This is a genomic window from Nostoc sp. (assembly GCF_036916735.1).
Lineage (GTDB): Bacteria > Cyanobacteriota > Cyanobacteriia > Cyanobacteriales > Nostocaceae > Nostoc.
Map to the genome: position 1 here is coordinate 66,508 of NZ_JBALFV010000051.1, position 12,141 is coordinate 78,648.

Below are 12,141 nucleotides of genomic sequence, written 5' to 3' on the forward strand. Positions count from 1 at the left end.
TAGCCGACGGCAGGCTATGCCTATACCACTCACGTACACCGAATTTTTATAGTTAAATGTTACTTTTATAAGGGTGATAAATACTTGCATTTAACTAAAAAATTATTACACGATTAAAATGGTGTGAGATTAGAATTAGCCTACTTGGGGCAGGCGTTACCTTTGCCAAAGTGGACATTTACAGCAATTTTAAGTTAAAGTTGTAATGAGTTTGTTTTAGATTAAGGTGTGACAAAGTAGCCGTCAAGAAAGAAAAAAATCATTATCGCAACCTGTAACTTTCGCAGCATCAAAAGCCAAAACACAAGTACAGGTAGAAAAAGTAGTGTGCAATATCATTACATATATTAAATAAGCAATAAACATTTAAATAGGAAAATTCCCTCAACAGTTAAGAAGCTGTAATATGCAAAAACAAACAATTTCTACAAAACCAATTCGTTCTCTAGAAGATGCGCTTGAACAGTGTCAAATTTTGGGCATGCGCGTCAGCCGCCAACGTCGCTTTATTCTGGAATTACTTTGGCAAGCAAATGAACATCTTTCTGCTAGAGAGATTTATGATCGCTTGAACCAACAAGGTAAAGATATTGGTCATACCTCTGTCTATCAAAATTTAGAAGCATTATCCAGTCAGGGTATTATTGAGTGTATTGAACGCTGTGATGGGCGTTTGTACGGCAATATCAGTGACTCTCACAGTCATGTAAACTGTATAGATACAAATCAAATTCTTGATGTTCATGTAGAACTTCCAGAAGAGTTAATCCGCAAAATTGAGGAAGAAACAGGAGTGCGGATTACTGACTACAGTATTAACTTTTTTGGTTACCGTAACCCGCAAGAAGGCTAGTGCTGCAGGGCGGAAGTCAAAAGTCAAAAGTCAAGGCTTCGGCTTACCTCGGCTTACTCCGACTACGCTCAGTACAAGTCGCTCGGCCTTGACCCTGAGCGCACTTGTACTGAGCTTGTCCTGAGTTCAGCTCGAGCAAACTTGTCCTGAGCTTGTCCTGAGCTTGTCCTCTTGGTAGTCGAAGGGCGTAATCGTAAAGCCTGCGGCATAGCTACGCTTAGGGCGCAGCCTCTGGTAGAGTTGGGCATAGTCGAAGTAGCCGAGGAGCAAAACCATAAAGCCTGCGGCATAGCTACGCTTAGGGCGCAGCCTCTGGTAGAGTTGGGCGTAGTCGAAGGTCAAAAGTCACCCATGCTTTAATTTTGGGCTTTCTGGCTGTAATGAAATGGTAGGTTTATTTCCACCGACCTGTACTAGGGAATCGGAACAAGGGGACAAGGACGAGACTAAGCAATGCCCTATTTCCTATTCCTCAATAGAATTATTGCCAAAAATTGTCTCATCATCGGCATCATCATCATATAAATCTGCTGGTAAAATTGTGCCTTCAGAGCTTTCAATAAGTCCGATCGCAGGGAGTTTGTTCCAATTATTATCTGTATTTGTCGCAATTTTGACGGTGTTTAAGAAGGGCTGCTGCGATGCCTGCGGCGGTAAACTACGCGAATGCTTCAATCTTTGAAACGACTCTTGGGAGAAGGAAGCATCATTTTCGCTGGCTAATTTTTTGTCAGCCTCAGCGAGAATGGCATCAAATAAGCAGGTGTTGGTGAGATTGGCAGAATTAAGATTTGTCTTGATCAGATTTGCCTGTTGCAGGTTTGCACCTGCAAGGTTTGCACCTGCAAGGTTTGCACTTGCAAGGTTTGCTCCTGCAAGGTTTGCTCCAGCCAAATTCGCCCCGATTAACTCCGCATTGGATAAGTTTGTTTGCTCAAGATTTACCCCAGCTAACATTGCTTGTAACAAAGAAGCTCCCGATAAATCGAGTCCAGCCAGAGACTTAATTCGGGTTGCGAAGGCACTTTTATACAAAAGGCTTGTTCTAGCAATCAGCGCACTTAAAGCCTCTGGATTGAATTCTGCCAAATTGATTAGATTTCCACAAGGATAAAAGGGAACTTTTGTTTCTCGGTAGCAAGTACAAAGCAATAAAAATACATTCAGTCCCACCGCAGCATTTACCTGCTCAACATTCACCGGGTTTTGCAATGCGTAAAAATGACTCAAAGCTTTGTGGGCTATACCTTCATCCAACCAATAGCCTTGACAGTAAGCACGCCAGAAAGACAAAAGCCGTTGGAACAAAACTTCAAAAGAAAACTTGTGCTTTTGCTCTTGGCGTAAAATTGCGATCGCCAATTCCTCAATTTCTTGGCTCAGTATCCCGTAACCCAGTAAATTGTAAATATTCTGGGCTACAGCATTAGGAGAATCAAGCACAAAAGTGAGCGTCTCATAAACCTCATCTTGGCACTGAGTTAGTAATTTCAACTCAGCAGTTATAGCCTCAGCACAAAGATATTCTCCTAACTTAATATGCGAAAATTCAATTAAACTAGTTTTTGTTGCGCTTTCTAAATCCCTAATTTTAAAATAAAATGCTGGAAAAGTATTAAATTCACCAGCCAATTTAATCTGATGACGTTGTGAGTGTAAAATTTTCAGAGCGATCGCTCGCATCTGCTCAAGTAAATCTTGGGGATGACGATTAGCGAGTAAATTAGCGATCGCTTCTGGAGTCCGGTAGATATGAGCCGATCCTGAGCGTAGTAGCATCGTCTTAATACCGCCAGTTAGCGGATAGCCCAACAACCATCGACTCAGGCGATGATGAATTTCCCATAATAGAGAATACTTTGGGTTATTAGCAGCTAAGTGCAATAGTTCATCATCTAGCAGTCCCTCGCGGTGTAAAATGCCCAATAAGTGCAGCATTAGGGGTTGACGGACAAGGGCAGAAAATTCTCTTAACTTTGATTGACTGGCAAATAATCCTGTCTGTTTTAAAAAAGTAAATAAATTTTGAGCGATCGCCAATGATTGTACTTTTGTCCACTGTTGAAACCATTGTTTGAGTTCTTTTGCATCCAACGGCTGAACGATTATTCGCTTCAATGGCAACGGTATCTCTGGGGCAATTTCTTTTAATGTCGTTGATCGACTCGTTAAGAAAATTTTGTGTCGGTGCTGAGATTGAAAGTTCAGTAATTGCTGAATAAAAATTGCTTTTGCCCTGATCGCATGAGCAGAAGGGGGAAGTTCATCTAAACCATCCAGCAGCAATAAACAAGGGAGATTTTCTTGCTCTAACCAAATTGAAAGATTAAAACTAAAGGCAGAATTTAAGGTTTCTATAAAAGTTTTCCCATAAGTTACATTTTGTAACCTAATTACTATAGGCATCCAATTAGGGTAAAATTCCTCTGCTACCTGTGCTGCCCAAAGTTGACAAAAACTAGTTTTTCCATAACCAGGTTCCGACTCAATAACAGCGATCGTTTCTAAATCAGCTAGCTGTTGCTGCGCCCATGTTTTTAAATCAATCGGCTTAACAGTTTTTTGATCCTGCTCAGAAATATTTTCCTCTATTGGTAAGCCTTTTTGTGCAACATAGATATCCTTGAGGGCAAAGGATTCCATGAGCAAAGGCATACTAAGGTTTTTAATCAAACTTGCACGGTAATGTTCTCGCTGCAAATCAATTTTCTCAGTGGCTATAGAACCCGCTTTTGGGGCGAGCAAATTGGGAGATAATGAAATTCCCAAACGAAAAAATTTTTGCAATTGAGCTAAAGGTGCAGCATTTTCAGTAACGACTACTAGTAAGTGACCAGGAAGTGAGTTGACCAAACGCTGTGTTAAGAGTTTAGCTTCAGGTTCCTCTGCACCATTGGCAACTAACCAAGCTATGGCAGCGTTGTTTATTTGTTGCACCAGTAATGAATCAGCAATTAAAGACAGCGCTTGTTCAGCTTGAGTGTCAGTTAATTTACCTGGACTGAGAGTTTTTAGTAAACCTTGCAGTTGCGGATCTTGGAGGGTTTTACCCACTTCCTCCTTTAAAATGTGTGTTGGGATGGGTATATTTGCTCGGTCTAACCACGGTCTTTGCAGGCTTGCTTCCTGCTCTATAATTGCTTGCAAAGCTTGGAGATAGCCAATTTGAAAGGCTAGCCATGTACCTTCATTACGTTTTAAAGGTTTTTTTTGGCTAAGGCTACGCAACAGGTTTTCTGTTAACTGGGAAATGAAATTGATTTCTTCCCAAACAATAGCTAAGGGCAGTTCTAAGACCTCTACTAAGGTACAGATATCAAAAGGCATGAGGCTTTTGACTTCCATATCCTGAACAATCCGGTAGGCAATACCTGCTAATTGTCCCGCCGAAAATCCTTTGATTTGATTGATTGCGATATAGCGTTCTGCCAACCAGTGCCGAATACTCAAGTTCATTTAGTTACACAGTGACCAAAAAATAATTTGGATGCAAGCCCCTAAATTTATTTTTGGGGTTCAAAATTATTGACTTCCCCAAAAGGGCTGACGGCTGCATAAGGCAATTATGATCGATTTATCAGTTTGCGAAAACAGGTAACAATGGGGAAAACAAAGTTTTGTATCAAAGTTGTTTTCTGATTGGTAAAAAACAGTGCTTGTGTAACTGAGTAGACTATGAGCGATCGCCCTCTAAAATTATTGTTAATCGACCAAGACCCAATTTTTCGTTTGGGATTACGGGTAGCTCTGGAAGCAATTCCTAACCTAGAAGTAACAGGAGTGGTAGAAACTGATACTACTGCCTTGCAGATTCTCGCAGAAATTGCCCAAGAAGACCCAAATCAGATAAATTTGGTAGTTTTGGAATTCGGTAATGGTCGCTCCACCACCAGTCAACAGCTAGGTTTACAATTCTGTCGGCAACTCAGAGCCTTATATCCTAACCTGCCAATTTTGCTTCTCAGTTCTGTTCAAGAACAAGGACTGCTATTGGCTGCAAAATCTATTGGTATTAATGGCTACTGCCCCAAAGGTACACCACTTTCTGAATTAGTCGCCGCCATGCAACAAGTTGCAGATGGTGGTGACTATTGGTTCCAAGACACGCAAGCAATAATAACTCCTAACTCCTGTACAGACGCGATTAATCGCGTCTCTCCTCCCCACGCGATTAATCGCGTCTCTCCCTACTCCCCACTCCCTTTATATAGACTCCGAAATAATTTACGTTTATCAGGAATTGCTCAGATTGAAACTACCCTAGCCGCAGTAACAGCACAATTACAAGTTCCCGGACTCCCAATATTAGATCGAGCAATTCTAGCTGGACAGAGGCGAGAACTACTAGCGGCTCGTTGGTTGCTAAATCGATTGTTGGTTTCATCGCAAGAAAAGCAAGAAGATATTCCCGTTGCTGATGAGCCACCTATCACTGCTTCGTTGAGTAGTGCGATTCAACAAAGGCAAACTGTATCACCTTTACTTAGTCCGGGAACACTACAATCTGCATTATTTGCATCTTGTGTTAATAAACTTCAATTTTCTTTACGAAATGTCACAGATATACCTTTAGAAATTGACATATTTCGTGAAGATAAAAAACGAGAATTACTTTATCTTATCCTGCAAAAATTGGCTCAACAGTTGGATGAATTGCGTGCTTCTCAAATAGAAATAAATCAATTATATGAAGTAAAGTTTAGACTATTACGTGAGTTATGGCAAGCAGCCATTACGGATTTTTTTGGCAAGTTTTATCGGATAAAAGTAGGGGATAGATACATAGAAATTGTTAATTATTTATTACCAAGCATAGAAGTTGTGCAAAGAGATATTCTTAATAAAATTCCGTTAGTTTATGAATTATATTCATATCTAATGTTTCAAACAGAATTGAACATTGATAATACCTCTTATCCAGTAGTCAGCGCTGAAGCCAAGTCCCAAGCATTAATGATTTTAGAGAACTTGTTGATTCAGGTAGCGAATGGGGTAGTGCAACCACTGTTAAATTCTTTAGCAGATGTAGAGGCGATTAAGCAAAATTTTTATGGAAGGCAATTGATTTCCACAAGAGAGATTGAACGATTTAGAAATGATTTGTCGTGGAAATATCGCTTAAAAAATTATATAAGTGAGCCAAAAGCAGTTTTTGAAAGCCGTTACGAACTATTTGTAATTGCGCCTCGTGGTATCGCCAATACTTCAGTTTATGCTCCTCGAAATCAGGAATTAGTAAAACTTTCTAATATTCCTTTAGTAGTAACTTTACTTTTAGAATTTAGTGATGCGATCGCACCGCGTTTAAAATCACTATTAGCTGTTGTAGGTAGCGGTATAGTCTTCATTCTCACCCAAATAATTGGTAGAGGTTTAGGTTTAATCGGTCGTGGTATTCTTCAAGGTATTGGTAGTGCTTCGTTAATAGAAAAAAACTTGAGACGAAATAGCGATCAATCCAAGTGAGGGACAAGAATTAATAACCAATCCCCAATCCCCAATGACAAATGATTTTATCGGGCTAGGAATTTCTTATATTTATGCTATTGGTCTGCTTGTCATTGGCGAGGGACTGCGTAGGCTATTTGATGTAAAGCCAGATTTGACCCGCAAGGTAATCCATATTGGTGCAGGGATGTGGGTTTTCGGTGTCCTGCTACTGTTTAACCACTGGGAAATCGGAATTATACCTTTTGCTAGCTTTATTGGACTCAACTATCTGTTTTACCGCTACCGAATCATCGGCGCGATGGATACCCAGGATAGCTCACCTGGTACAGTTTATTTTGCCATTTCAGTGACGCTGCTTTTCGGGTTACTATGGCGACCAGATGGACCAGTAGATAGCGCCCCAATTGCTGTTGCTGGGATAATGGCGATGACCTGGGGTGATGCACTAGCAGCATTAATCGGTAGGCGTTTTGGGCAGCATAAATACCAAGTGGAAAATTCTGTGCGTTCCTGGGAAGGTTCAGCAGCAATGTTTGTAGCGAGTACAGTAGTGATTTTTTTAGTGCTGTTGCTGCTACCTGGTTCGTCACTCAGTCCCCTAGCAAAACCTTTTAGTTTGGGATGGACTTTGTTGACGGCGGTAATAACTGGTACTTTTGCCACCCTAGCAGAGGCAGTTTCACCCCACGGTACAGATAACCTCAGTGTGCCTCTGGTAGCGGCAGGAGTGGTATGGGTTCTGATGCAGGGTTTTTAAACCAACTTCCGAGTTCAAAGGCTCAACTTCCGAGTTCAGAGGCTCAACGTCCGAGTTCAAAGGCTTAACGTCCGAGTTCAGAGGCTCAACGTCCGAGTTCAGAGGCTCAACTTCCGAGTTCAAAGGCTTAACGTCCGAGTTCAGAGGCTCAACTTCCGAGTTCAGAGGCTCAACGTCCGAGTTCAGAGGCTCAACGTCCGAGTTCAGAGGCTCAACGTCCGAGTTCAAAGGCTCAACTTCCGAGTTCAAAGGCTCAACTTCCGAGTTCAGAGGCTCAACGTCCGAGTTCAAAGGCTCAACGTCCGAGTTCAAAGGCTCAACTTCCGAGTTCAGAGGCTCAACTTCTAAAGGCGTAATATAACTCATAAATTCCAATTGCGACGGAAATGGAAGAAGCCTTCTAAAAACTCTTGCAAAGCAATATTACTATTTAATCTTTGCTTACCCCACTCCCTGGCAGTTTGTTCTAGAATTTCTGAAAAACTCGGATAGACGAAAGATAAATTTGCTAAATCTTTGACTTTAGTTTTTTGAGACATTGCTAAGGCAATCAAATTAATCAACTCTTCAGCTTCTGCCCCAAATATCGAAGCTCCCAAAATTTCGCCATTGTTTAGCACAATTAATTTACACATACCAGTGGTTTCGTTCCGAAGTTGGGCTGCTGCCACTGTTTTAAAATATTGTCGCAAAACTAAAACTTCATCTCGGCTAAATTGCTGTTTTGCCTGCGCCTCTGTCAAACCCATTTGCGCCACCATCGGCACAGAAAACATTGCCCAAGGAACGAAGCGATAATCTACTCGTAACCTGGGGAAAAAGAGTGCATTGTTCAAGGCAATTTTTGCTTCATAATTAGCGATATTGGCAAAATCGTAACCACCAATTACATCACCACAGGCGTAAATGCGGTGGTTAGTGGTTTGCAGTTTATCATTCACTACCAAGCTACGCTGATGCCATTTCACACCTACTTTCGCCAAATTTAGAGATTCAATATTCGGCTGTTGTCCAGTCGCCACTAAAATCTCATCAGTTTCAATAGCTTTATCTCCTGCTTGAATCCACTTTTTATCGTCAATTAGCCTCACCTGAGTTACTGGTCTTTCAGTGAAGACGCGCACACCTTCGACTTCTAACTGTGCCTGAAGCAATATGGCTATATCAGGGTCAATATTGCGTAAAAGATAGGGATGTTTGACTACCAGCGTCACACTGCAACCAAACCGCGCTAAAGTTTGAGCAATTTCAATGCTTTGGGGAATTCCGCCGATAACTACCCAATTTTTGGGTAATATCCCTCGCTGGAAGGATTGCCAAATATTAGATAGGGTTAGATAGCCAGTGGCTTGCAATCCTTCAATATCTGGAATTTCTGGACGCGAACCACTGGCTAGCAAATAGCTACGGGCGCGTAAGATGCGATTATTAACGGCAAAAGTCAGTTGAGGTGAAGATTGAAATTGACCATTGCCAACGATGATATCTACTCCCGACGCGGCTAGGATGGCGGGAGAATGCTGTTCTTGGAGATTTGAGGCGACGCATTGAGCATACAGCATAGCTTCTTGCCATGCCATAGATATGTGGCATTCTTCTGAGGTATCAGTGTGTGTTGCATGAATACCAAAACTAGGTGCATCATTCAACTTCTGCGCCAGTTTACCGATTTCAGTAAGAGCATGGTGATTAGTAAACCCGTAGTCTACTTTAGGTTCCACCAGAGCAACTGTAGCACGTAGCTGGGTTGCAGCAAGGGCAGCATAGTATGCAGCAAGACTGCCGCCAATAATTACAACATCGTAGTCAATAGTCATTTGTCATTTGTCATTTGTCATTGGGCATTGGGCATGGGGCATCCCTTCGGCTTCGCTCAGGGCAAGTGGGCATGGGGCATGGCTGAATAATCAATAATTCTTCTTCCTCTGCTCCCCTGCCTCCTCTGCTTTCCCTGCCTCCCCTACTCCCTACTCGCTACTTCCCACTCCCCACTCCCACTCAACGCTGTTAGTAAGCGTTGGTTATCTGACTCTTCGCGTATAGCAACCCGGAAAAAGCGATCGCCTAGTTCTTTAAAACTAAGGCAATCGCGGATTAAAATCTGGTGATGCTTGAGTAATTGTCGCTGTAACTGCGAAGTAGACTGTTGAGATTGAATTAGTAAAAAGTTAGCAGCACTTACTTGGGGTTGTAATCCTGGGATTTTAGCCAAACCCTGAAAGAGTTGGTTTCGTGCAGGTGGTAGCCATGCCCAGGTTTGCTGCTGAAACTCCGTATCCTGGAGTGCCGCAATTGCCGCCGCCGCCGCTAGCGTGTTTACGGGCCAGGGGTCACGCCATAGCTGCCATTTAGCTAGGCAGTCGGGGTGTGCGATCGCATATCCTAATCGCAGTCCAGGAAGGCTGTAAAATTTGGTCAGCGATCGCAATACTACTAAATTCCTATATTCCTGCACCACTGGAATCAGGCTTTGTTCCTCATTAGGCAGCACAAAATCCATAAATGCTTCATCCACCACAACCAAAGCAAATTGCTCCAGGTAGGGCAAAATAGAGTCCCGCGAAAATAGTTTTCCGGTTGGGTTGTGGGGATTATTCAGCAATAGTCCTTTGTCCTTTGTCCCTTGTCCTTTATCAATGACCAATGACGTAGGCGCTTCGCCTTCTTGCAGGGTATGACCAGTGACTAATACTTCGGCAACTCTACCAGACGCTACGCGTAGCTTGCTTCCCCGTACGGGTACGCTCAGTACAAGTGACAAAGGACACTCCAGCACTTTAGCGTTGTACGACTTCAGGGTTCGGTAGTAGTCGCCAAAGGCTGGAGTTATTAAGATTGTCGTGGCTAATTGGGCTAATTCCCTACCTATGAGAGTGAGTAATTCTGCGGAGCCGTTACCCGGCAGAATCCACTCAGGCGGCAATTGATGGAAGTGACTGAGAGCTAGTCTCAGTTCACTATAGTTCGGGTCTGGATAGTGCTTCAGATTACCAATTTGGGACAGTATAGCAGCGATCGCGCTATTTGGAGGCCCCAACGGGCTGATGCTAGCAGAAAAATCCAGAATAGCATCAGGGGGACAGCCAGCCAGTGCTGCTGCCCAGGCTAAATTTCCCCCGTGTGCAGGTTGCCGCATTAAAAAAGGATTCCCGAAGACAGAACCTATGCTTTTGGGGGTGCTACCTTTTCTCTAAACAGTTTTCCTGCCGAGAAGGCAGGAACCCTCGTGGCTGGAATTTCCATTTTTTCATTTGTTTTCGGGTTGCGACCTTCACGGGCTTTACGTTCCCGTGATTCAAAAGAGCCAAATCCTACCAACGTTACCTTATCACCAGAGGAAACTGCTTCAATAATCGTTTCCAAAGCGGCAGTTAAGACTGCATCCGCTTGTTTCTTGGTAACACTAGCTTTTTCAGCTACGGCATCAACTAATTCACCTTTGTTCATGTCAAACTCCTGAAGGTTTACTTGAGATTCTTACAGATGCACCCTGATGCATCTGTACTAAAATCTTTGTTTGCGAAAATACAAAAATCATCCTTTGGGAGTAGCTTTACTCAAAACGGCTGTACATCCCATCGGCTCGACTTTTCAATGAATCATTCTAAGGTGTTGTAGCCTGATGTGGATAGATGAAACCATTAATTTATATAGATTTCAGGATTTTTTGTAATTTTAGGGTACTTATTTCACTAAAAACCACCCCAAAAGTAGGAAAAAATACCTAATAAATTCCGCGTAGGCGCAGCCCGCCGCAGGCATCGCTAAGAAAATAGGGCAGTAGAGAGGTGGGATACCGTTTATATTTGTTGGGATTAATTACCGATAGTGAAGAGTTATTGCTGAAATTAATTAATATTTATAAAAAATAGTTTGTATTAAGCACAAAGTGTGGGTTAAAAATAAGGACTATAGTCCTTACCCTTCGGGTTCGTTAGTCGCTCATGGGGGAAACCCCCAAGACCGCCCTAACTTACTACGAACTTGCTTACCCATCCAATACGGTTTGGATAACCAGGGGAGGCTTTTGAGGAAAAAGAATTCTTAGTAAGCTGTCGCGGCTACAAGTTGTACTATTTTCATTATCAAAAAAAGCTGCAAGCCCTGCCCCCTAACTCTTGATTGAGTCATGATTTTTCTGTTTCATCACCAGAAATTTTTTGTTGCACCCAAACCCGAAAAGCGCGGGTAGTAGCAATTTCCCCATTCTTCTTTGCTTCTTGGATAAATCGAGGAATCTCCTTCACTGACACAGGCGCAAAAGTAGGGCTGGTTTCGACTTCTGAATACTGCCCATCTACAAGAGTGTAGACTCGCAACACACTGCCGTTATAACGCCAAAATTCTAGGACTCCCATCGCAGCATAAAGCCTCAGCTTGTCTATTGCAGACCTGGAATATTCTATCTCTAGCACTAGGTCAGGGGGTGGAGCGAGCTGGGTCAATATTTTCTTTATCTCGAACTAGGGCTTCATTTTGAATATAGTAGCTACTATCTGGCTCGGCTCCCTTCTCTAAATCATCCCGCGTTAAAGTTAATGAACCAGCGCGTTTAATTTCCCAGCCTAACTCTTCGCACAATACACCAACAAAACCTTCAATTACACGGTTTGAGTTCTCGTGCGGCATTTGTGGGGTGATAATTTCTATCGTTTCATTGTCATAAGCAAATCGGGAATTACGTTCTGAACCCATTTCAGCCAGCATGGTTTTAAATGTTTGCCAGCTAATGTTATGGAGTAAAACCCTATTTTCTGCGGATGTTGTTATTGCCACCATAGTTTAGTTCTTTGCAACAAACTTTTTCGAGTACAGTACCCTTTAATATTACTGTTAAGGCTGAACGTAAGAAAGCGATATGATCAAAACGACTATTAGGGGTGATAAATCATGACTCAAACCATACAAAAACTAGTAACCTTTAAAGATTTTGCAGCGTGGCGACCTGAAGGTGGAAGATATGAATTACATGATGGAGTGATTGTTGAAATGGCAAATACCAAGTTACTCAATTTAGAACTAGCGATGCCTGCGGCAACCCCTGCGGGGAACGCATCGTCTTGCCTACTTTCCCGGAATT

The 12,141-nt window shown here is 42.5% G+C and carries 9 protein-coding genes and 2 pseudogenes; 5 read left to right on the forward strand and 6 right to left on the reverse strand.

Annotated elements, in window-relative coordinates:
- Positions 1–406: 406 nt before the first annotated feature.
- On the forward strand, positions 407–853 hold the full coding sequence (locus V7L20_RS12400; protein ID WP_334744364.1) for a Fur family transcriptional regulator: 447 nt from the start codon (positions 407–409) through the stop codon (positions 851–853).
- Positions 854–1,024: 171 nt separating this feature from the next.
- The gene (locus V7L20_RS12405) at positions 1,025–1,213 is read left to right on the forward strand and encodes a hypothetical protein (RefSeq protein ID WP_334744365.1); all 189 of its coding nucleotides are present in this window, start codon (positions 1,025–1,027) and stop codon (positions 1,211–1,213) included.
- Positions 1,214–1,318: 105 nt separating this feature from the next.
- On the opposite strand, the gene V7L20_RS12410 is transcribed toward V7L20_RS12405, so the two are convergent.
- Positions 1,319–4,309: a pentapeptide repeat-containing protein gene (locus tag V7L20_RS12410; protein ID WP_334744366.1), complete on the reverse strand. Its 2,991-nt coding sequence runs from the start codon at positions 4,307–4,309 to the stop codon at positions 1,319–1,321.
- A gap of 219 nt (positions 4,310–4,528) precedes the next feature.
- Here V7L20_RS12410 and V7L20_RS12415 point away from each other — a divergent pair, with 219 nt between their 5' ends.
- Both V7L20_RS12415 and V7L20_RS12420 read left to right on the forward strand, forming a co-directional pair.
- Positions 4,529–6,319 carry a DUF3685 domain-containing protein gene (locus tag V7L20_RS12415; RefSeq protein WP_334744367.1) on the forward strand — a complete coding sequence of 597 codons (1,791 nt, stop codon included), beginning with the start codon at positions 4,529–4,531 and terminating at the stop codon, positions 6,317–6,319.
- A 34-nt stretch (positions 6,320–6,353) separates the two neighbouring features.
- A complete protein-coding gene (locus V7L20_RS12420; RefSeq protein ID WP_334744368.1) occupies positions 6,354–7,061 on the forward strand; it encodes a diacylglycerol/polyprenol kinase family protein in 708 nt (235 codons plus the stop codon).
- Here V7L20_RS12420 and V7L20_RS12425 read toward each other — a convergent pair.
- The 5 genes and pseudogenes from V7L20_RS12425 to V7L20_RS12445 form a co-directional block, all read right to left on the reverse strand.
- Complete coding sequence (locus tag V7L20_RS12425; protein WP_334744369.1) at positions 6,984–7,427, reverse strand: hypothetical protein; 444 nt, start codon at positions 7,425–7,427, stop codon at positions 6,984–6,986. The two genes, V7L20_RS12420 and V7L20_RS12425, sit on opposite strands and share 78 nt — an antisense overlap.
- Positions 7,424–8,878, reverse strand: a complete 1,455-nt coding sequence (locus V7L20_RS12430; protein WP_334744370.1) for a dihydrolipoyl dehydrogenase family protein — start codon at positions 8,876–8,878, stop codon at positions 7,424–7,426. Before V7L20_RS12430 ends, V7L20_RS12425 begins: the two co-directional genes overlap by 4 nt.
- A 143-nt stretch (positions 8,879–9,021) precedes the next feature.
- The gene (gene cobD / locus V7L20_RS12435; RefSeq protein WP_334744371.1) at positions 9,022–10,197 is read right to left on the reverse strand and encodes a threonine-phosphate decarboxylase CobD; all 1,176 of its coding nucleotides are present in this window, start codon (positions 10,195–10,197) and stop codon (positions 9,022–9,024) included.
- A gap of 26 nt (positions 10,198–10,223) precedes the next feature.
- Complete coding sequence (locus V7L20_RS12440) at positions 10,224–10,508, reverse strand: HU family DNA-binding protein (RefSeq protein ID WP_010998076.1); 285 nt, start codon at positions 10,506–10,508, stop codon at positions 10,224–10,226.
- Between the two features lie 680 nt (positions 10,509–11,188).
- Positions 11,189–11,840 (reverse strand): annotated as a pseudogene (locus V7L20_RS12445) (Uma2 family endonuclease).
- A 111-nt stretch (positions 11,841–11,951) separates the two neighbouring features.
- Between V7L20_RS12445 and V7L20_RS12450 the strand changes: the two are divergent.
- A pseudogene (locus V7L20_RS12450) lies at positions 11,952–12,056 on the forward strand (Uma2 family endonuclease); the annotation flags it as partial.
- Positions 12,057–12,141: the final 85 nt, after the last annotated feature.